The organism is Desulfobulbus sp. (assembly GCF_030824455.1).
Lineage (GTDB): Bacteria > Desulfobacterota > Desulfobulbia > Desulfobulbales > Desulfobulbaceae > Desulfobulbus.
The window spans coordinates 48,441-69,061 of sequence record NZ_JAVBXR010000013.1 but is presented as its reverse complement, the minus strand read 5'-3'; the positions used below and the strand labels follow the sequence as shown (position 1 = coordinate 69,061).

General features: G+C 54.1%; 17 protein-coding genes. 14 read left to right on the top strand and 3 right to left on the bottom strand.

What is annotated here, in order from left to right; translation table 11 throughout:
- The 9 genes from RCH93_RS02145 to RCH93_RS02105 all read left to right on the top strand — a co-directional run.
- A partial coding sequence (locus RCH93_RS02145; RefSeq protein WP_306546649.1) for a hypothetical protein occupies positions 1-431 on the top strand: 431 nt, incomplete at its 5' end.
- Between the two features lie 98 nt (positions 432-529).
- Positions 530-697 (top strand): hypothetical protein, encoded by a 168-nt coding sequence (locus tag RCH93_RS02140; RefSeq protein ID WP_306546647.1) that lies wholly within the window; start codon positions 530-532, stop codon positions 695-697.
- Positions 690-4,190, top strand: coding sequence for a metallophosphoesterase (locus RCH93_RS02135; RefSeq protein WP_306546645.1), 3,501 nt, complete (start codon positions 690-692; stop codon positions 4,188-4,190). The genes RCH93_RS02140 and RCH93_RS02135 overlap by 8 nt, the downstream gene beginning before the upstream one ends.
- Positions 4,191-4,489: 299 nt before the next feature.
- Positions 4,490-5,569: an ABC-three component system protein gene (locus RCH93_RS02130; protein WP_306546643.1), complete on the top strand. Its 1,080-nt coding sequence runs from the start codon at positions 4,490-4,492 to the stop codon at positions 5,567-5,569.
- Positions 5,559-6,053: an ABC-three component system middle component 2 gene (locus tag RCH93_RS02125; RefSeq protein ID WP_306546641.1), complete on the top strand. Its 495-nt coding sequence runs from the start codon at positions 5,559-5,561 to the stop codon at positions 6,051-6,053. Before RCH93_RS02130 ends, RCH93_RS02125 begins: the two co-directional genes overlap by 11 nt.
- A complete protein-coding gene (locus RCH93_RS02120) occupies positions 6,050-7,885 on the top strand; it encodes an AAA family ATPase (RefSeq protein WP_306546639.1) in 1,836 nt (611 codons plus the stop codon). The genes RCH93_RS02125 and RCH93_RS02120 overlap by 4 nt, the downstream gene beginning before the upstream one ends.
- A 143-nt stretch (positions 7,886-8,028) precedes the next feature.
- Positions 8,029-9,063 (top strand): tyrosine-type recombinase/integrase, encoded by a 1,035-nt coding sequence (locus RCH93_RS02115; protein WP_306546637.1) that lies wholly within the window; start codon positions 8,029-8,031, stop codon positions 9,061-9,063.
- A 276-nt stretch (positions 9,064-9,339) separates the two neighbouring features.
- On the top strand, positions 9,340-10,290 hold the full coding sequence (locus tag RCH93_RS02110) for an NAD-dependent epimerase/dehydratase family protein (protein ID WP_306546635.1): 951 nt from the start codon (positions 9,340-9,342) through the stop codon (positions 10,288-10,290).
- Positions 10,287-10,847 carry a sugar transferase gene (locus tag RCH93_RS02105; RefSeq protein ID WP_306546633.1) on the top strand — a complete coding sequence of 187 codons (561 nt, stop codon included), beginning with the start codon at positions 10,287-10,289 and terminating at the stop codon, positions 10,845-10,847. Before RCH93_RS02110 ends, RCH93_RS02105 begins: the two co-directional genes overlap by 4 nt.
- A gap of 24 nt (positions 10,848-10,871) precedes the next feature.
- On the opposite strand, the gene tsaA is transcribed toward RCH93_RS02105, so the two are convergent.
- Both tsaA and RCH93_RS02095 read right to left on the bottom strand, forming a co-directional pair.
- Positions 10,872-11,276 (bottom strand): tRNA (N6-threonylcarbamoyladenosine(37)-N6)-methyltransferase TrmO, encoded by a 405-nt coding sequence (gene tsaA, locus RCH93_RS02100; protein ID WP_306546632.1) that lies wholly within the window; start codon positions 11,274-11,276, stop codon positions 10,872-10,874.
- A 39-nt stretch (positions 11,277-11,315) separates the two neighbouring features.
- Positions 11,316-12,359, bottom strand: coding sequence for a molybdopterin-binding protein (locus RCH93_RS02095; RefSeq protein ID WP_306546630.1), 1,044 nt, complete (start codon positions 12,357-12,359; stop codon positions 11,316-11,318).
- A 352-nt stretch (positions 12,360-12,711) separates the two neighbouring features.
- On the opposite strand from RCH93_RS02095, the gene RCH93_RS02090 reads away from it, so the two are divergent.
- A complete protein-coding gene (locus tag RCH93_RS02090) occupies positions 12,712-12,885 on the top strand; it encodes a Trm112 family protein (protein WP_306546628.1) in 174 nt (57 codons plus the stop codon).
- A gap of 67 nt (positions 12,886-12,952) precedes the next feature.
- Here the strand turns inward: RCH93_RS02090 and ppsA are convergent, their stop codons facing one another.
- Complete coding sequence (gene ppsA, locus RCH93_RS02085; RefSeq protein WP_306546626.1) at positions 12,953-15,403, bottom strand: phosphoenolpyruvate synthase; 2,451 nt, start codon at positions 15,401-15,403, stop codon at positions 12,953-12,955.
- A gap of 279 nt (positions 15,404-15,682) precedes the next feature.
- Between ppsA and RCH93_RS02080 the strand changes: the two genes are divergently transcribed.
- The 4 genes from RCH93_RS02080 to RCH93_RS02065 all read left to right on the top strand — a co-directional run bounded on the left by RCH93_RS02080 (position 15,683) and on the right by RCH93_RS02065 (position 20,559).
- Positions 15,683-17,440 carry a phosphoglucomutase gene (locus tag RCH93_RS02080; protein WP_306546624.1) on the top strand — a complete coding sequence of 586 codons (1,758 nt, stop codon included), beginning with the start codon at positions 15,683-15,685 and terminating at the stop codon, positions 17,438-17,440.
- Positions 17,441-17,526: 86 nt separating this feature from the next.
- Positions 17,527-18,363: a Fe-S cluster assembly protein NifU gene (gene nifU, locus RCH93_RS02075; protein ID WP_306546622.1), complete on the top strand. Its 837-nt coding sequence runs from the start codon at positions 17,527-17,529 to the stop codon at positions 18,361-18,363.
- Positions 18,363-19,553, top strand: coding sequence for a cysteine desulfurase NifS (gene nifS, locus RCH93_RS02070; RefSeq protein ID WP_306546620.1), 1,191 nt, complete (start codon positions 18,363-18,365; stop codon positions 19,551-19,553). The genes nifU and nifS overlap by 1 nt, the downstream gene beginning before the upstream one ends.
- 70 nt (positions 19,554-19,623) lie before the next feature.
- Positions 19,624-20,559: an FAD-dependent thymidylate synthase gene (locus RCH93_RS02065; RefSeq protein ID WP_306546618.1), complete on the top strand. Its 936-nt coding sequence runs from the start codon at positions 19,624-19,626 to the stop codon at positions 20,557-20,559.
- Positions 20,560-20,621 lie beyond the last annotated feature (62 nt).

Genomic DNA, 20,621 nt, shown 5'->3' with positions numbered 1-20,621 from the left:
ATGTAATGATGGATGAGCATTCAAATTTCAACAAGGAATTTATAGCTTCAATAATTTCTGATTCTGCTGAATTTAAACATTTTATAGAAAAACTAATTAAATCAATAAAATCATTACCTAATTTGCTTTATGTTAAAAATGTTTTTAATTTCTTTTACGCTTCAGTTGACCGAGATCAGTATATTTACTTAAATAAGCAAGAGGAACAGCTAAAATTACTACAGCTTAACTTTTCAGGTATTGCAAACGAACATGAATTCGAAAGCTTGAATACTTATCCTTACTCTAAAATTAACAAAAAAATTAAGCTTGATGAAATTTTACAACACATTAGCGACGAGGAAGAAATTCTAATAGCTAGAAAGAAATTTTTTCATGAATGGAATAGAGACAAGGCAGAATTTGACACAAAGAAAGACCATAAAAGCTAATCGTGTAAAAAGAGTAGAGTAGAGATGCTGTATAATAGATAGGGGACGTACCCCAATAAAATATACATCACATAGTTGTCGAGGTGTCGAGGCAAAAGATGAACCAGATTGGTTGGCTTGAAAAAAGCATATCGGTAGTCGAGAAATTGCTATCCCTCTATTGGTGGCTGCCCAAGCTGATCCTCCAAAGCACCGGGACCAAGCTTGCCGATCTCCAGAAACAGCTGCAGATTGAAAAAGAAGTCTACCGGAGAATCCATGCGTGACAAACTGACTTGGTTGCATATTTCGGACATTCATTTTCAACCCAAGACCGAATGGAGAGACGGTGTCGCCAGAGACTCATTGATCACCTTTCTTGAAGCAGAGTTTAAACGCGATGATTCATTGAAACCTGATTTTATTTTCTGCACAGGCGATATTGCTTACGGCGAAACAGGCTCATCCACCCTGAAAGATCAATACGCACAGATTAAATTTTTTTTTGATGAACTCCTCAAAGTGTGCGGCAAAGACGGCGCACCATTGTTAACGAAAAGGCTGTTTTTCGTACCAGGGAACCATGATGTTGACCGAAATAGCATCAATGCTGACGCGCAGAGCACACTGACACAATGGGCGAAAGATCCTTCAAATCATGCAAGTGAAATAGAACAGCGTTTCCATGACCTCTCAATTGAGTTCAGAGATGCTGTGAAACGACTCGACGAATATACGCAATTCGTCCAAAATTACTTGCCTCATCAGTCAGATCAGGAAGGGCGACATTGCTACACGGATCTGGTTGATGTCAATGGTATAAAGGTAGGAATCGCTGGATTCAATTCTGCATGGACCTGTGCTGGTCCAGAAGATGATCGGACAATCTGGCTGGCCGCTCAATGGCAGTTTAATGCCGCAAAACAGCAGCTTGATAGTCATAAAGCTCAACTGCGCATTGGGTTGATCCACCACCCGGTTGATTGGCTGAACGTGGCCGAGCGCAACCTCGCAACCAGCCGCATATCTACAGATTTTCATTTCTGGCTTCATGGCCACAGTCACAATGCCTGGATCGTGCCTGCCGAAAGTCATGTCACTATTGCCGCTGGAGCTGTTGGCGCACAGTCCAGTGATGAATTTGGCGTCAACCTTGTCTATCTTGATTTTTCGTCTGGCAAAGGGGATGTTCATCTTTATCAACACAAAGCCGGAGGATCCAGTTGGACAATTGCTCCTGTAGAGGTTCATGCGCCAAGTGGTGTTTGGTCGATCAGTTTGCCGGCTGATCTGTGTAAGTGTCATGTATCCCCATCATCACCTTCATCCCCTGCAATTCCTGCCAAACGAGCCACCAGACTTTACGGAAGAGAGACTCTGCTGAAGGAGGCCGCAGGCAAACTGATTCATGAGCCATTCCTTTTGGTCTGCGGAATGCGTGGCAATGGTAAGAGTGCTTTGATTGAGGAGTTGGGGAAAATATCACCTCTCGCTGGAAGGGCGTCTACCCGCATTACTGTTGATCCCTCTACCACACCTGATCAGCTGTTCCGCCAAGTGGCCGTGTTACTCGGTGAAACCCCAGAATTTCCTAAAGCTCCACAGGGTGACGAACACCAGATTGCTGCGGAAACCAGAAGTCGTTATCCAAATCCCCGACCCGCCTGGATTTGGGTAGATCATGCACATCATTTAATAGATGCTGGTGGATTTCGTCATCCTAACATGCTTGATCTGTTTCTTGGATTAGCAGCTTCCATTGGTTTGCAATGGAACTGGGTGTTCGAACTAAGGGAAAGACCTCCACGAGGGCTCTTGGGTTCTTCCGCGAGCGAATGCGAGGTGCTGGGGCTCACTAAGACCAGCTTGGGACAATGCCTAGCCGATGCAGCCCCAAAAGGCCAGGAATCGGACTGGACGTACTCAGGAATTCAGCTCAAGCAAATTTACCAATGGTTGGGTGGTGGACATGGCGAGCAGGCTCACCCTCTTGCTATCCAATTTTTGATAGAGGTTGCGCGTGGGAGAAATGAGACTCCACGCGATGTGTTGCTCCGTCACCGTGAAGATGTTACCCAGAGAGTGGAAGATAAACTCCTGGACGATCTTTATCACAACGTTTTGAGCGATGCCGAACAGCGTCTGATCAAGGCGCTTGCGTTGTATCGAAATTCCATCCCCCATGATCATATGGAAACGCTGGAGAATCACCTTGATGTTAATAATGCCTGGGATGGGTTGGACCGCCGATGTCTTTTATCCGCAGCTGCGGATCACTCGGTTTATTATTTGCACAGTTTTGTTGCCAGCTGGCTGCGTACCCGTCAACTCGGCTTCTCGGGTCATGGAGAGGACGATGAGTTTGATTTTGCAGAAGTGATAACCGAGGAGGTCAAGCAATATGTCCGTGAGTTGCATTCCGCCATTGCCCAATGCTGGTTAGATCAACTTCATGGTAGCTGCCGTCTGACTAATCTTAATATTACCAGGGCATTGGAGGCATTTTATCATTTAACTGCCGCCGGAAGCGGAGACCGTTTACAGGAAATCGCAGTTGAATTGCTCACTGGCAATATCGAATGGGCGCGTCGGCGGGCTGAATTGTTGTACTCTCACCTTTTCCGATCCAAGGCTCCTGTTGAAAGGCTGCGTCAGGCTCTCGAGTATGCCGCAGCACTCGACTCCAACGATCACAAAGTTCAACGATTTCTTGGAGAATGTTGGCAAAAGGAAGAGGGCGTTGGCAGTGACAAGGCTCTCAAATGCTTTAGGTCTGCATGTGGCCTACGGACTGATTTCCCGCCCTACTTGGCAAATCTGGGTAAGGCCTTGCTTGAGCGAGGGTACGAGGGGGCCGGAGAATTTCTTGCCCACCTCGAGTCTTTGGAACTGAATTGTCCAGCTGCAATCAATGATTATGTTCGTGCGATTCAATGTGATTGTCTAGTGGTTGTAGCCAATTCCAAGAAAGCGAGCGCCCTGCGTATGGAAAGAATCAACGCCGGCAGTCGAAATGCCGTTTTCTACGTTGATGAAGCCAAGGAGCTTCTGAGAGCGGGTGATGTCGCCGGTGCGCTGGCAATTCTCGATAGGGCGGAAAGTATTGGCTGCGCCGATGATTTCACTGCATCGGTCCGCGCCAGTGCCCTTCAGCAAAGCGACCCGGTGAAGGCGAGCGCCCTGCGTATGGAAAGAATCAACGCCGGCAGTCGAGATGCCGTTTTCTACGCTGATGAAGCCAAGGAGCTGCTGAGAGCGGGTGATGTCGTCGGTGCGCTGGCAATTCTCGATAAGGCGGAAAGTATTGGCTGTGCCAATGATTTCATTGCATCGGTCCGCGCCAGTGCCCTTCAGCAGAGCGACCCGGTGAAGGCGAGCGCCCTGCGTATGGAAAGAATCAACGCCGGCAGTCGGGATGCCGTTTTCTACGCTGATGAAGCCAAGGAGCTGCTGAGAGCGGGTGATGTCGTCGGTGCGCTGGCTATTCTCGATAAGGCGGAAAGTATTGGCTGCGCCGATGATTTCATTGCGTCGGTCCGCGCCAGTGCCCTTCAGCAGAGCGACCCGGTGAAAGCGAGCGCCCTGCGTATGGAAAGAATCAACGCCGGCAGTCGAAATGCTGCTTTCTACGCTGATGAAGCCAAGGAGTTGCTGGGAGCGGGGGATGATGCCGGTGCGCTGGCAATTCTCGATAAGGCGGAAAGTATTGGCTGCGCCGATGATTTCACGGCATTGATCCGCGTTAGAATAATAGGGGATGTATCCCCGATGAAATCATAAATGTAACCTGTCTGCATCCTGCTACAGCCGAAAAGGGAAAAAAGGCACAGATTTAATTTTCAATAAATAGGCCGAGCCTGGTCCTTGAAAAAGGAGGATTGAACAAAGGGTGCCTCGAGGCCAACGTAACAATTGTATAACAGGGGATGTTCTCCATATCATCTCGGAATCTATGGATGAAACGTCGCTTACTTATGTTGACAAGTCAACATAAGGTTTCTCAGGTACCCCTTTGGATAGGCGTTTCAACAGGAAATAATAAAAGAATTCGGTGATGCCAGATGATCTCTGACTCAGACATGAAGAAGATTCAACCCAAAGCTCCTTCACCAACTCCATCATCTGCTCATGTGCATTTTGGCGTACCAGTTCCCAAAGCGATCCGTGTCAAAAATTTTAGCCCAGATGAATGGGAATATTTCATCGAGGAATGGGCTACCAGTCTTAAGGGCACCTATGTCAAAGTTCGACGTTTCGGTGGTGCTGGAGATTCAGGTGTCGATGTCGCTGGATTTTGTACAAACAAAGGCTTTGAAGATACGTGGGACAACTATCAGTGTAAACGTTATGGGAATCCATTGCGGCCTAACGAAATTTGGGTCGAACTGGGTAAAATCATTTACTACTCCCACATCGGCGAATATTCACCACCACGGAAACATTATTTTGTGGCGTCCCTTGGTGTTGGCACAACGTTAGAAAAACTTTTTAACAAGCCGACCGAGCTTCGCAAAAAATTCAAGGAAAATTGGGACGGACATTGTAAAAGTAACATTACGTCAACAAAAGAAATCGAGCTCAGCGGTGAGTTCTCATCCTTTGTTGACGCTTTTGATTTTACGATCTTTTCATCGAAGTCACACATCGAACTTATTGAAGCACATAGTCATACAGAGTTTCACGCAGTTAGGTTCGGGGGCGGTTTACCTGCAAGGCCAAACCCCGAAGCGCCTCCTGCCGTTCCGGTAGCATCTGAGAGCCGATATATTCGCCAGCTTCTTGACGCCTACGGAGATCATTTAGGGGCTCCACTCCACGATATGAGCTCATTATCCGCTCACAGCGTGTTGGAAAGAGATTTTTTGAGGCAACGCGAGCGTTTCTATCATGCAGAAGCACTAAGAAATTTTGCCAGAGACACAGTGCCGGAAGGGACATTCGATGAACTTCAGGATGAGATCTATCATGGTGTGGTTGACGTTACGGAAGCAACCCATTCCAACGGGTACGAAAGGATGAAAGCTACGGTAGCGCAAGCATCAACTATAGCGTTGACCGCAAATCCACTTGCTTCAGTGACCAAGTCGCAGGATCGTCAAGGTATCTGCCACCAACTTGCAAATGAAGATCTTCTTGAATGGGTGATGGATGATGACTAACCGCTTACATCCAGCAATATTCAACAGTCCATTGGAGACCGGAGTCCGTTCTTTGGCGATTCTGGTCGCTGCGCATCCTTCGGCTTTCGATCTGGAAAGGCTGGTTGAAATGGACTATCTCGTCGTGCATTCTGGCGACGCTAATGGTCCTGAAAGCCTTCATGCTGCTCTTCCTATGAGAGCGGGAGAATTATTGGTTCGACGGGGGCTGATCGAAAAAGGTCTTTTGTTGATGTCAAGTCGAAACCTCATTCAACGGATACCCGCAGATGACGGTTTCAACTACGTTGCTGGAGAAGCGGCAGCGCCGTTCCTTGCCTCCCTTACGTCAATCTATTCCCAGCGGCTCAAACACCGGGCCCAATGGGCAGTCGATCGATTTACAGATATCACGACATTGGAGATTCGACAAATCACACATCGACTCTTCAATAATTGGACAAGTCAGTTCTTGGGCAGAGATGAACCGCGAGGTGGTCAATGAGCAACAGTTATCTTCAACTGCGGCGGATTGCCTTTTCCGGTCCTCAGAAAATGTCCGAGATGACATTCTCTGAAGGAGTAAACGTGGTGTGCGGTGCGTCTGACACAGGGAAGTCGTTTCTGGCTGAATCGATTGATTTCATGTTTGGAGGGGCTGAACTAAGAGATATTCCGGAGCGAACGCCTTTTGGTGAGATTCAGTTTGATCTTGACGTCGCCTCTGGTGAGAAATGGCGGTTCTTTCGTGCTACTTCAGGTGGAAACTTCAGTGTACAGGATCTACTCGATAGGGATGCGCAAAATGTAGTTCTTAAGCAAAAACATGCTCACGATAGAACCGACAATATTTCGGGATTCCTTCTCGAAAAAATCGGGTTGCTTGGGAAACGCATATTGCGAAGCAAAAAAAAGGGTACGACGCAGAGCCTCAGTTTTAGAAATATGGCGAGACTTGCGATCATCCAAGAAGGTGAGATTCAGCAGATTGGTTCGCCATTCTGGGGTGGGCAATACACTCTGAAAACTGCCGAGTTGGCGACCATAAAACTCCTTTTGACAGGCGTTGATGACTCTAACGTTGTTGAGACAACGCGGGTTGGAACAGATAGAACAAATCAGATTGAGCTGATAGATGAACTGCTCGCCGATATCAGACAGGAAATTGACGATGTCGGAGAAGAAGAGGCGGACCTCCGGGAACAGATTAATAAGTTGGATGAGACTATTGAACAACGAAGAGAAACCCTGGATGAGGTTCAAGCACAGCTTGGCTCCCTTGTAACAGAACGCAGGGAACTGATGGAAAAGCAAACAGTAATTCGGGATCGACTAGACGAAGTTGCTGATCTGTTAGTCAGATTTGATTTGCTCTTAAATCACTATGACATTGATATCGAACGTCTTGCAGCTATCCAGGAGAGCGGGGCGATGTTTGCACACGTCGAATCGGTACCTTGCCCTCTTTGCGGAGCATCACCCGATGCACAACAGCACGATACTGCGTGCGATGGCGACGTTCTGGCAATCATCCAAGCGGCTTCTGCAGAAATCGAAAAAATTTTTCGACTTAGAGGTGAACTTAAAGAAACAGTGGCTGGTTTGAAGTCTGAGGTCGTTTGTCGTAAGCAAGAGTTATCGAAAAAGAATGAAAAATATGAATCAGTTAATGCAAAAATTCAGAATACTGTTGCACCGACGGTGAGTGAGGAAAGAGCTTCTTTCTCGGAACTGATTGAAAAGAAAGCCGAGGTGCAAAAAGCACTCGAACTTTATGCAAGAGTCAAAAAACTAGAAGAGCGGAGGAGGACGTCTTTGGAACAGGGTGAGGGAGAAGAAGGTTCGTCTGCCCCTCTCGTCTCCGGTTTGCCTGAGTCTGTTGCACATGACTTCTCACTCAAAGTCTCCAGCCTCCTAAAGGCGTGGGATTTTCCCGGTGATTGTTTTGTCCATTTTGACAAAGAAAGCACTGATTTTGTCATCGATGGAAAACCACGAGGGAGCCGGGGCAAGGGGTTACGCGCTATTACGCACGCAGCAGTAACGATCGCATTGTTGGAGTATTGTCAGGAAAACGACCTGCCGCATCCTGGCTTTGTTGTGCTGGACTCGCCGCTTCTCGCTTATTTCAAACCAGAGGGCGACGATGACAGGCTGCTACAAGGTACAAATTTGAAAGAGCAGTTTTACTCTTATCTTGCCGATCACCATGTTGGTGATAGCCAGATTATTATCGTTGAAAATCAGCATCCACCCAATTCAGTGTTGGATAGGTTAAGGATGACTGTATTTACCGGTAATCCCAGTGAAGGTCGGCAAGGTTTTCTCCAGGTGTAACTGATGGGGGCGTGCGTTTTGATTGAATCAACAAATAGTGATTGATCCCAGTCGCGAAATGAACCAAGCATTAGGCGATACTATCATGGGAGAAAAACAGATTCTCGTAGGTCGGTTTTGTTTCGTCAAATCATGTTGTTAAGATGAGTGTTCGCCCTCATCCAACCAAAGCAAAAAAAGAACCCGGAAAATGGTGGGTCATTGACATCGGACGTGGGAAGCAACGGGAGCGTATCACCTTTAACGGTTCGTATGAGGAGGCTTGGAGATACGAGCGATCCATACGGCAGCAACCCGACCACGTTGTCGAGGGATCCGCACCCAAAATAAAGGATGTGGTGACCTTGTTCCTTGATTGGTACAGGACGGAAAATTCCATAAACACGGTCAATGATATGCGGTTTTGTATGGATAACCACATCATCCCTTGGTTTGGCAATTTTCAGCCGAAACAGTTGACCGTGGCCTTGTTCAATAAATTCAAGGCGGATTTGCTCGACCAGGGGCTCGCCCCCGTCACGATCAACAAGAACATGAGTTATCTTTCAAGCCTCATCAAGTGGGCAGCAGAGCATGGATATTGCCAGCCGCTCGCATTCACCATTCCACGATTTTCGAAGAAGAAAACAACGGCAGAGCCGGTGCAACCGCTGACTCGTCGGCAACTGGATGCATTGTATGAATGCCTGGCTCCGGAGTATCGGTTGCTTTTTTTACTTATGGCGGACCACGGGCTTCGGAAAGAGGAAGCTCTGAAGCTGCGGGTTGAGGACATTGACGAGGCGCGCAAGACTATCCGAGTTTACGGGAAGGGGAGCAAGTACAGAATCGTCCCTTTTTTGTCCCATAGATTTGAGGATGAATTGAGCAAGGTCCTTTCGGAAAAACTCGAAGGTTGCTTGGTCGTCAACCCGGCAACAGGCAAACCGTATCGTTCGATCCGCAAGGTGTTGACCAGGGCGGCGAACAAAGCGGGCTTAAGCCGCCAAGTGTACCATCATCTGTTGCGCCATACTTTTGGATCCCTGGCGGCCGAAGCCGGGATGAACCCGTATGCATTGCAACGGATAATGGGACACAGCAATATCGAGACAACGAACAAAATTTACACCCATGTTGGGCTCGATTTTGTAGGAGAAGAGGCTCGTAAAATTCGTGAACAAGAGGTGGGACGTTGACACGGCGTATCCGTGACAGCGTGTAACAGCTTGAACTTAAAAGTGATTAAAACGCGTTTGTAATTCCTAATCCTGGCGCCGCTGGTTCGAATCCAGCCTGGAGCACCACGATGAGAGAAAGGGTTGACGTGTGATTGGAACGCGTTGACCCTTTTTACGTTTGCGCGCACAATACTCGTTGAATCTCTATGCTCACGGAGCGTGAAGAGTGTATTGAGAGGGGAGAGAATGTGCAGACGGCTGGGATGGCCGTTGCCAGTGGAGGCAGGGCTGATTATGGATTTGATTACTGGCGCAACAGGCTTCATCGGGGGCAGACTGGCCCGTCGCCTTGCGCAGCAAGGACAGGCGTGCAGACTGTTGGCTCGGCACGGGAACAGCGACGGGACCGTGCACCTCGCGGACCTGACCAACCCGGCGGCGTTGGGTGAGGCCTGTTCCGGCATCGAGCGGATTTTCCATTGCGCAGGCTATGCGCATGCGTTTTCGTCGTTGTCTGGTGAGACTGCGGGGCAGCATTGGCGAGTCAATTACCAGGCCACGCGCAATCTGGCGGAGGCGGCTGGCCGGGCTGGAGTGCAACGCTTTGTTTTTCTCTCCAGCGTCAAGGCACAGGCCGAACCAGGCGAAGCATGCGGGGACGAAGAGTTTCCAGGCGAGCCGACAACGGACTACGGGCGATCAAAACGCGCTGCAGAAGAGGCGGTGCTGGAAGCGGGGGCGCGGTTTGGCATGCATGTGGTTAATGTGCGGTTAACCATGGTCTACGGGGCCGGAGGACGCGGTAATCTTGAACGCATGGGGCGACTGGTGCGCAAGGGATGGTTCCCGCCGTTGCCGGAAACAGGCAATCGTCGTTCCTTAGTGCATGTCGACGACGTGGTCGAGGCCATGCGCCAGGTGATGAACGCCGATGTTGCCAAAGGGCGCACCTACATTGTCGCCGGGCCCCAAGCCCCGTCTGGACGGCAGTTGTATGACGCCATGCGCAAGGTGCTTGGGTTGCCGGCGGCGTGTTGGAGCGTCCCTGAACCCGTGTTTCGTTTTGCGGCCGGCTGCGGCGATCTTGTCGAGGCGACGTGCAAACGGCACGTTCCGCTCAACAGTGAGGTGGTTGATCGCCTGTTGGGTTCGGCGTGGTACTCTGGGGCCCGCATCACCCGGGAACTGGGGTGGCAGGCAAGAATTGGTTTGGAAGAGGGGTTACGGGAAATGTTTGGCCTATGAAACGCTGTCTTGACCTTCTGCTGGCCGCAACGGCCCTGCTGCTGTTGGCTGCGCCGCTTGTGCTGCTCGCGGCTCTGGTGCGCCTCACCTCGCCTGGCCCGGTGTTGTATTGGTCGGATAGGGTAGGGCGAAACAACATTATTTTCCGCATGCCGAAATTTCGCAGCATGCGTCTGGGCACGCCGGCCCTAGCCACCCATTTGCTGCCCGAGCCGGATCAATACCTCACGCCGATCGGCTCATTCCTGCGAAAATCGAGTTTAGATGAATTGCCGCAGCTCTGGAGCGTTCTTGCCGGCGACATGAGCCTGGTCGGCCCCCGGCCCGCCTTGTTTAATCAGGACGATCTGATTGCCCTGCGCACCCAGCATGGCGTGCATGCGCTTGTGCCGGGCCTGACCGGGTGGGCGCAGATAAACGGCCGCGACGAACTGCCCATACCGGAGAAGGTCAAACTCGATGTGGAATATCTGCAGCGGCGTTCAGTGTGTTTTGATCTGCGTATTTTGTGGCTGACCCTGGTCAGGGTGTTCCGCACCGACGGGGTTTCGCATTGAGGGGCGGCGCTCCGCCGTTTAAACCTATTGCCGGCGGTTCTGACTCTTTTTGAGGTCAATGATCGGGGTGCCGTCGAGGATGTCCAGCCCGGACACCTCGATCCGATTGCCGTGGACGGCCAGCACCTTGAGTTCTGAAATCGCAATCGGGTTGGGCCGCACCGGGCTGCGGGCGGCAAAGACGCCGCATAGGCCGCGCGACCGGTCGCCCCGCGGATAAATCTTGAGAACATCGCGGGCCGCCTTGTGCAGCCAGAACAGCGCCACAAGGGTCTGGCCGGCACCGATGCCGTCGAGTCCATCCGCAAATTCCGGGAAAATCTCCAGGGTTCCGACGTGTTCCGACTCGTCGTAACTTTTTGGGGCGTCTTCGAGGCGGGTGATGTCGCCATGCAGCACGCCAATAAAACGCAACGTGGGTTGTTCCATTGTCAGACCTCGCGGGTGGAGAGGGGGCGCAGAAAGCGGTTAGGCCTTGCCGAAACTGCAGATGGGGTACTGGCATTGCGGGCAGTTGCGGCACAGTCCGCCGTGGCCCAGCATGGCCAGTTCCTCGCGACCAATGGCCTCGCCGGCGAGGATGCGCGGCAGGACCAGGTCAAGCACGGTGATGCGATGAAACATGCCGCAGGCCGGCACGCCCAGCACCGGAACCGTGCCGATCCGGCCGACCAGGAACATGGCGCCCGGCAAAACCGGCGTGCCGTAGGCGATTGATTCGGCGCCGGCGTCTTTGATGCCCTGGCGGGTGACGTCGTCGGGGTCCACCGACATGCCGCCGGAGGTGACGATCAATTCAGCGCCCTGGTCCAGGCATTTGCGGATTTCCGCCGCAATCTGCGCCGGATCGTCCGGGGCAAATCCCACCATGGCGACCTCGGAACCTAACAGGGTCAACTTGTCGCGCAACACCTGCTCAAACCGGTCCTGGATGCGACCGTAAAAGACCTCGCTGCCGGTGATCACCAGGCCGGCTTTCACCTTGGCCAGCGGCGTTACCCGGACAATCGGCGTTCCCGACGCGGCCATTGCCACCGCCTGATCAACCACTCTGCGCTCGGCCACCAGGGGAATCAGCCGCGAGGCCGCCACCTGCTCGCCCTTTTTGACCGGGGTGTTGTCCTGCAGGGTAGCGCACATCACCTCGCCCAGCAGGTTAAACCGGTAAAGCGCTTCGCGATTGATCTTGAGCAGGCCGTCGGCGGCCGCAGTCAGGCTGACCTTGCCCTCGACGATTTCGGTCGAATATTCGACGCCGGCGCCGGCCAGGGCCTTGGCCATCAGCAGGGCCGCCTCGTTTTCGTGGATCTCTTCGGGGCTCAGTTGCAGCACATAGATGTGCTCTTTGCCCAGCCGTCGGAGATGCTCCACGTCCGAAGGCCGGATTACGTGCCCTTTTTTAAAGGCGCGCCCTTTAAACCCATCCTTGACGATTTCGGTGATGTCGTGGGGGAGGACCATACCCACCGCCTCGGTCACTGGGATGATTTTTTTCAATGATATTTCGGCCATATTCATCACGGTTGGCAAAATCTTGAGGGGTCGTGCAACTTGACTGCGGTTGCGAGAACGGCTCCTTCCGGCGTCCGTGCGCTGCACCGTTGCCGGTCCGGCTGGGGCATTGGGGGCAGCGCAGGTCAACCGTCCTCTGTTTATCAGAATAACGAAATGAGCACAAATATTTTCCGCCGCCACTTTAAAGCCTTCATGCCGCAAGCGGCTTTACCCACCGAAGGCAATACGGTACAGTGGGCAACAGCAAAAAAGCGCGACTGCCCCTGGATGTGTCTGGCAGGGCTGTTGCTTGAAGGCAAAGCGCGGCGGAGCCGCCGCAACGAAGCGAAAACGCTGGAGGACCACGAAGATGATCAAAAAAGAACTCATGGAAATTCTTGCCTGCCCGCAATGCAAGGGGCCGGTTGAGCTGCAGCAGGAGCAGGATCGGATTGTCTGCCGAACCTGCCGGTTGGTGTTTGCAATCCGCGACGACATCCCGATCATGCTGATCGACGAGGCCACGCCTTTGGTCGAAAACTGATCGTCAAAAAAAGAAGGCCTGGCGGGAGCGTGTCCCGTCAGGCCTTGTGTCTGCCGCCCGCAGAAACTTACGGGTTGACGCCCATTTCCCGCTCCTTGGCCGCGATGGCCAATCGGGTTTTCACCACTGTGTCCGACACCAGGCTGATCGAGTCGATTCCTTCCTCAACCAGGAAGGTGGCAAAGTCGGGGAAATCCGACGGCGCCTGGCCGCAGATGCCGATCTTGCGGCCGCGACGCTTGGCCGTGGCAATCACCATCTTGATCAGGGTTTTGACCGCCTCGTTGCGCTCGTTGTAGATGTGCGCCACCAGGTCGGAGTCGCGATCAAGGCCGAGGGTCAACTGGGTGAGATCGTTGGAACCGATGGAGAATCCGTCAAAGACGTCGCAGAAGGCGTCGGCGCTGATGACGTTGGACGGGATCTCGCACATCACATAGACCTCCAGTCCGTTTTCGCCCTGCACCAGCCCAAATTCCCGCAACACTTCAATCACCCTGCGCCCTTCCGCCGGGGTGCGGCAGAAAGGCACCATCAATTTGATGTTGGTCAGCCCCATTTCGTTGCGGGCTTTGAGCAGGGCCTTGCACTCCAGTTCAAAGGCCGCCTTGTAGCGCGGGTCGTAGTACCGCGAAGCGCCGCGCCAGCCGATCATCGGGTTGGATTCCACGGGCTCGTAGAGATGGCCGCCGATCAGGTTGGCGTATTCGTTGGATTTGAAATCGGACAGGCGGACGATGACGTCCTTGGGGTAAAAGCCGGCGCCGATCCGGCCCACGCCTTCGGCCAGTTTGTCGATAAAATACTGGCGTTTGTCGGTTGGGTAGGCTGAGGTGCGAGCGTCGATGTCCTCAATGATGTCGAAGATCTCGTCGTCGTCCTTGGCCTGGGCCTGCAGTTTTTCGTAATTGATCAGGGCCAGCGGATGGATGCCAATGTGCGAGTTGATGATGAACTCCTCGCGCGCCAAGCCGACGCCCTCGTTGGGCAACTGCGCCTCGACAAAGGCCTTTTCCGGCAGGCCGACGTTCATCATGATCTTGGTGCGGGTGGCCGGGATGTTGTCGAGATCCAGGGTTTCGACCACAAAGTCGAGCAGACCGTCCCAGATGTGGCCGGTTTCGCCTTCAGCGCAGGAAACTGTGACCTGCTGGCCGTCCTTGATCATTTTGGTGCCGTTTTCGGTGCCGATGACGCAGGGAATGCCCAGCTCGCGGGAGATGATCGCCGCGTGGCAGGTGCGGCCGCCGCGGTTGGTGACAATGCCGCCGGCGGTCTTCATGATCGGCTCCCAGTCCGGATCGGTCATGTCGGTCACCAGCACTTCGCCGGCTTTGAAATCGTGAATCTGGCTGACGTCGTTGAGAATGCGGGTGACGCCCTGGCCAATTTTGGCCCCCACCGCCTGGCCGCTGGCCAGCAGCGTGCCTTTTCCCTTGAGCACATAGGTTTCCATGGTCCGCTTGGACGCCTGGGAATGCACGGTTTCCGGCCGGGCCTGAACGATGAACAGGTTGCCGGTGCCCACCGTTTTGCCGTCGCCGTCCTTGGCCCACTCGATGTCCATCGGGCGGCCGTAATGATCCTCAATGATGCAGGCCCAGCGGGCCAACTGGAGGATTTCGTCGTCGCTCAAGATGTAGGAGCCGCGTTCCTCGGGGGTGGTGTCGATGTTCTTCACCGGTTCGGCGGCGCCGGGTTCGGTGTTGTAGATCATCTTGATTTCCTTGGTCCCCACCCGCTTGCCGACGATCGGCCGCTTGCCTTCTTTGAGGGTTGGTTTAAAAATGTAGTACTCGTCGGGGTTGACCGCGCCCTGGACCACGTTTTCCCCCAGCCCCCAGGAGCCGGTGAGAAAAACGGCGTCCTTGAAGCCGGATTCGGTGTCAATGGAGAACATGACACCGGAGCAGGCGGAGTCGGAACGCGCCATTTTCTGCACCACAATCGACAGATAGACGTCGAACTGACCGAACCCCTTGTCGTGGCGGTAGGAAATGGCCCGGTCGGTGAACAAGGAGGCAAAGCAGCGCTTGCAGGCGTCGATCAGGGCCTCAGGCCCGCAGATGTTCAGGTAGGTGTCCTGCTGGCCGGCAAAGGAGGCGTCGGGCAGGTCCTCGGCGGTGGCGGAAGAGCGGACCGCGACGTCGACGTTTGCGCCGTACTCTTTTTCCATGGTGTTGTAGGCGCTGATGATCGCCTGACGCAGATCGGCAGGGAACTCGGCGTTGCGGATGATGTCCCGCACCTTGGCGCCGCGCTCCTGTAGGTTGTAGAGGTCGTGGGTGTCCAGACCGGCGAGCGCCTCCTCAATGGCGGCTCCAACCCCCGCCGCTTTGAGAAGATATTGGTACGCATAGGCGGTGATGGCGTACCCGTTGGGCACGACCACGCCTTTGGAGGTTAATTTCTGGTGCATTTCACCCAAGGAAGCATTCTTGCCGCCCACCATCGGCACATCCTCAATGCCGATTTCATCAAACCAAAGAATGAGTGCTTTTTTGTGTTGGTTTTCCATCTGTTACTCCCTTGTGAAATGAAACCGCCGGTTGGATGCCGCCCTTTCCGCAAACCGTCTGTTCTTGGAAACCAGCGTATATAACTCTAAAAGTACTGATATATAAAAAAAATCCCCCCGCCGGTCAACCGAAACGTCTGCCTTTGCCTGTTCCGGCTGATTGTCGTGCGGGGCAACCAGATCGGTAGCATCTTGCCAAGAACCTTGCCGGGGGCTATACTGATGGAATGTTTGGTTTTTCAACGTTGCCCGATCACTTGAACCCCCTACGGAGCGGACATGACCATCGAAAAAGAGATCGAATTGATTCTAAGTCGGTATACTGTTGAAGAAAATCACAAGCAAAGCAACTATTTCGACGCGATCAAGCAGCTGGTGGCTGGCCGCGCAGGGGCAGGCGAGGCCCAGTCGCGACAGCAGTGGCAGGGCGGCATTGACCGGGTCTACCGTCTGGTCGAGGATGAAATGCTCTCCAACCAAGGCCTGCCCCGTGCGGTGATTGCCTTTGGTACCTCCGGGTGGCGGGGCACGCTTGGCAAGGATCTTTTTGTCCACTCGGTGGCTGCGGTGACCGCCGCCATTCTCAACCTGTACCGGCAAGCCGAGGGCAACGCGGAGCTGCGCGCAGCCCTCGGGGTCGACAGCTTTGCCGAAATGCAGCAGCGCGGCTGCGTGGTTGGTTTTGACAACCGTTTTGGCGGTCCTCTGCTGGCCTTGGCGGCGGTCAATGTTTTGTGCGCCAACGGGGTGAAGGTGTTCTACGCCGGCGAGGCCACCACCGGAGCCTTGTCGGCCTCGGTGCTGATTCGCAAGGCCGCCTTTTCCATCAACCTGACCCCCAGTCACAACCCCATGGAATACGGCGGGTTCAAGTACAACGCCGCCGACGCCGGACCGGCCGCCCCTGTGCTGACCGACGCCATCACCCGGTTTGCCGGTGAGTATGTGCAGCAGGACGCGGTTCCCTTTATTCCGGCGGGTTGCAATCTGCAGCAACCGCTGGCAGAATTGCCGGGCGTGGTCATGGAAGACGCACTGGAGAGCTGGCGGCAGCTGGTGCGAAACGGCGCCGCGCTCCACGGCATTGCCTATGATCAGTTGCTTGCCGACCTGGCGACCAACGACGAGGTGGTGGTCTGCGTTGACGCAGTGCATGGCGCGTCGCGTCGATATCTGCGCCGCCTGCTCAATAATCCGCCGGCGGACCGGCTGGTGTTGCTGCGGGACAGCCAAGACCCGACCTTTGGCGGCATTGCGCCGGAACCTTCGTCCGCCAATATGCAGCCAGTGATGCGCACCTTGGCGGTACGGAGCGAACCGCTGAAAATCGGGGCGATCATCGACCCGGACGGCGACCGCATCCGTTTCACCGACGGCGTCATCGAGATCTCGATGAACCAATTCGGGGCCATGGCCTACCATTTCCTCCATGAGATCAAAGGCAAACGCGGCATGGTCGCCAAAACCGTGGCCTCCAGCAATCTGGCCAACGCCGTGGCCGAGCAGCTGGGCGAGGAGGTCTTTGAACCCAAGGTCGGCTTTAAGGAATTCAAGCCGGTAATCAACAAGGCGCTGGTCTATTTCGAGGAGTCGGACGGCATTTCAATCATCGGCCATACCCCGGAAAAAGACGCCTTTATTGGCCTGATTCTGGCCATCGACATGGTCATGACCCTAAAAAAATCCCTGGGCGAATATCTGGCTGAAATTGAGGCGACCTTTGGCTGCTTCTATCCCGATCGCGACGGCGTGGTGGTGTCACAGCAGGGAGCAACTCTGCTGCAGACCCTGGGACAACTGGAGCAATACGGCCCAGGCAGCCAGGTGCGGGTGGGGGATGGGCTTAAAACCATCGCCCAGGTGATCGACGTCGATGGCCGCAAAATGATTTTTGAGGACGGCTCCTGGATTATGATCCGACCGTCGGGCACCGAACCCAAGGTCCGCTTTTATGTCGAGGCGAGGAACCGGGAGGAAACCACGTTGCTGGTAAAAAGCGCCAAATCGATGCTTGCCGAAATCGGACTCCTGCCCTAATGTAGAAATTTACATTTGTCCCTGCAGATGCTGCACGCCAAGGGGCTCGGGAAGATCATCGGAAACCATTACACAGAGAATCGGTCATGTGGGAATATACAGACAAGGTCCAGGAACATTTCATTAATCCGAAGAACGTCGGCGAGATCGAAAACGCCGACGGCGTCGGCAACGTCGGCTCCATAGCCTGTGGCGACGCCCTGCGCCTGACCATCAAGGTCGATGAAAATCAGATCATCACCGACGCCAAGTTCAAGACCTTTGGCTGCGCCTCGGCCATTGCGTCGTCCTCCATGCTCACCGAGATGCTCAAGGGCATGAAGTTGGAAGACGCCAAAAATCTGACCAACGACGACATTGCCAGGGCCCTTGGCGGTCTGCCCAAGGAAAAGATGCACTGTTCGGTGATGGGACGCGAGGCCCTGGAGGCCGCCATTGCCGACTACACCGGCGTTATCCTGCCTATGGCGCAGGGCGAGGTGGTGTGCGAGTGTTTTGGCGTCACCGATCTGGAGATTATCCGCGCCATCAAGGAGAATTCGCTGACCTCGGTGGAGGAAATCACCAACTTCACCAAGGCCGGTGGCGGTTGCGGCAAGTGTGAGGGGCGGTTGCGCGAGCTGCTAGTGGAAACGGCGGAAGGGCTGCCCGAGCAGACCGTGGGGGTGAAAAAGCAAAAACGGATGACCAGCCTGGAGAAAATTAAAAAAATCGAGGAAGTCATTGAGCGGGAAATCAAGCCCACCCTGAAAAAGGACGGCGGCGACATTCGCCTGATTGACGTGGACGGCGACTTCGTCACCGTGTCGTTGCGCGGTTCCTGCGCCGGTTGCCATTCGTCGCGGACCACCCTCAAGGAATATGTGGAGAAAAAGTTGCGTGAACAGGTGCTTGAAAGCCTGATCGTCGAGGAGGACAAATAATGACTGTTTCGCCAGACCAGGTAGTTTACATGGACAACAACGCCACCACCCGGGTTGCTCCCGAGGTGCTGGACGCCATGATGCCCTATCTCACTGAATTATACGGCAATCCTTCGTCCATGCACACCTTTGGCGGCCAGGTCGGCCAGGCGGTCAGTCAGGCCCGGCAGGAGGTCGCCGACCTGCTTGGCGCCAGCCCCGAGGAGATCGTCTTCACCAGCTGCGGCACGGAAAGCGACTCCACCGCCATTCTTTCCGCCATCCAGACCTATCCTGAAAAAAATCATGTGGTCACCACCCGGGTGGAGCATCCGGCAGTGAAAAATCTCTGCGACAATCTGGAGATTTTCACCGGCCGCAAATATCACTCCACCCGGTTGCATGTTGAAGCCGACGGCACCCTGGATCTGCAACGGTTCAAGGACAGCCTCACCGACGAGACCGCGATTGTCAGCGTCATGTGGGCCAACAATGAGACTGGGGTTATTTTTCCGGTGGAAGAGATGGCCAGGATAACCAAGGAACGCGGCATCCTGTTCCACACCGACGCGGTCCAGGCGGTGGGCAAAATTCCAATCAACCTCAAGGAAACGGCGATTGATTTTCTCTCCCTTTCCGGCCACAAGCTCCACGCCCCAAAAGGAATCGGCGTGCTCTACGTCCGCAAGGGAACGCCGTTCATTCCGTTTCTCAACGGCGGCCACCAGGAGCGCGGTCGTCGCGGCGGCACGGAAAACGTCGCTTCCATTGTCGGTCTGGGCAAAGCCTGCGCCTTGGCTGCGGCCAAGATGGACGAGGAAAACACCCGGGTGCGGGCCCTGCGCGACAAGCTGGAAAAAGGATTGCTGACCTCGATTCCCAAGGCGCTGCTCAACGGTCATCCGGAACAGCGGCTGCCCAACACCGCCAACATCAGCTTTGAGTACGTTGAGGGCGAGGCCATCCTGCTGCACATGAATCAGCACAACATCTGTGCCTCTTCGGGGTCTGCCTGCACCTCCGGTTCGCTGGAGCCGTCCCATGTGCTGCGCGCCATGGGGGTGCCGTTCACCGCCGCGCACGGTTCCATCCGCTTCAGCCTGTCGATTTACAACACCGAGGAAGAAGTCGATTTTGTCCTTGAAAAAATGCCGGCCATCATTGCCAAGCTGCGGGCCATGTCTCCCTTCTGGGAAGAAAACAACAAGTAGCGTTTTCTCCAACGCCGCCTGTGGCTTGGCCAAGGCGGCGTTTTTTTTCCCCATTTCTTGTCGGTTCCCCATGCGCATAATCGAGCCAAGCTTCACCATTCTTGATGAACTTGACCAGCAGAGCCTGCCGGTCCGCATCGAATACTGCGGTCGCATCTGCTACAAAAGCGAAAACCGGATTGACCGTGATTCCGCCATTCCCTTTGTCAGGAAAATGGCGGAGAACGGTCACAACTCGGTGCTGGAGATGGGCGTGGCGACATTGATCGTCGCCTGTGCCGGGTCGGACCCGATTCAGGCGCTGTATTTTCTTCAACCCAAATTTCTCCAGATCGATCAGCTGGAGGGGAATCGGCTGCTGATCACTGGTTCCATCCGCGCCTATCGCGAGATGCTGCTGTTTCATCCCGAGGACGCCGTCTCCCAGGCCATTGGCCTGTTCCTCAGGCGCAAACACCCCTATTTTTTTGAAACCCTGCACCTTGCGTCAGGGGAAAAGGCAATCGACGGCATTGTTATTGAAGAACTGAGCCTTGCAGCCGTTGAGCAGTTGGCTCCGCCGCAATTGGCCAAGCATCGTTATCTCGCGGTCAAGTTCATCGTCAATCGGGCGGTCACCCACGAACTGGTTCGCCATCGTCCCTGTACCTTTCTGCAGGAGAGCCAGCGATACTGTCGCTATTCCGCCGACAAATTCGGCAACGAGGTGACCTTTATCAAACCGGTTTTTTTTGACGAGCAGAGCGAAGAGTTTGCCGTTTGGAAGCAGTCGATGGAGGCCATGGAACAGCAGTACTTCCGTCTGCTGCAGACCGCAACCCCGCAGGCCGCCCGCACCGTGCTGCCCAATTCCTGCAAGACCGAGATTATCGTCTACGCCAATCTCCTGGAATGGCGGCATATCCTCGAACTTCGCACTTCAATGGCCGCCGAGCCCTCGATGCGCGAGGTGATGATTCCGTTGCAGCAAGCGCTTCAAGAACGATTTCCTGCAGTCTTCTCTTGAAAAGAGGCTTCTGGGGCCGGCTGCATTGATTGGGCGCCGGCGTCAGCGCCTTAACTGTCCTT

Bases quoted from the DNA above. Each gene is read 5' to 3' on its own strand.
- nifS (WP_306546620.1), top strand. From the start codon at position 18,363: ATGACTGTTTCGCCAGACCAGGTAGTTTACATGGACAACAACGCCACC.
- RCH93_RS02105 (WP_306546633.1), top strand. From the start codon at position 10,287: ATGAAACGCTGTCTTGACCTTCTGCTGGCCGCAACGGCCCTGCTGCTG.
- nifU (WP_306546622.1), top strand. From the start codon at position 17,527: ATGTGGGAATATACAGACAAGGTCCAGGAACATTTCATTAATCCGAAG.
- RCH93_RS02115 (WP_306546637.1), top strand. From the start codon at position 8,029: ATGAGTGTTCGCCCTCATCCAACCAAAGCAAAAAAAGAACCCGGAAAA.
- RCH93_RS02090 (WP_306546628.1), top strand. From the start codon at position 12,712: ATGATCAAAAAAGAACTCATGGAAATTCTTGCCTGCCCGCAATGCAAG.
- RCH93_RS02125 (WP_306546641.1), top strand. From the start codon at position 5,559: ATGATGACTAACCGCTTACATCCAGCAATATTCAACAGTCCATTGGAG.
- RCH93_RS02120 (WP_306546639.1), top strand. From the start codon at position 6,050: ATGAGCAACAGTTATCTTCAACTGCGGCGGATTGCCTTTTCCGGTCCT.
- ppsA (WP_306546626.1), bottom strand. From the start codon at position 15,403: ATGGAAAACCAACACAAAAAAGCACTCATTCTTTGGTTTGATGAAATC.
- tsaA (WP_306546632.1), bottom strand. From the start codon at position 11,276: ATGGAACAACCCACGTTGCGTTTTATTGGCGTGCTGCATGGCGACATC.
- RCH93_RS02135 (WP_306546645.1), top strand. From the start codon at position 690: ATGCGTGACAAACTGACTTGGTTGCATATTTCGGACATTCATTTTCAA.
- RCH93_RS02065 (WP_306546618.1), top strand. From the start codon at position 19,624: ATGCGCATAATCGAGCCAAGCTTCACCATTCTTGATGAACTTGACCAG.
- RCH93_RS02130 (WP_306546643.1), top strand. From the start codon at position 4,490: ATGAAGAAGATTCAACCCAAAGCTCCTTCACCAACTCCATCATCTGCT.
- RCH93_RS02140 (WP_306546647.1), top strand. From the start codon at position 530: ATGAACCAGATTGGTTGGCTTGAAAAAAGCATATCGGTAGTCGAGAAA.
- RCH93_RS02080 (WP_306546624.1), top strand. From the start codon at position 15,683: ATGACCATCGAAAAAGAGATCGAATTGATTCTAAGTCGGTATACTGTT.
- RCH93_RS02110 (WP_306546635.1), top strand. From the start codon at position 9,340: ATGGATTTGATTACTGGCGCAACAGGCTTCATCGGGGGCAGACTGGCC.
- RCH93_RS02095 (WP_306546630.1), bottom strand. From the start codon at position 12,359: ATGGCCGAAATATCATTGAAAAAAATCATCCCAGTGACCGAGGCGGTG.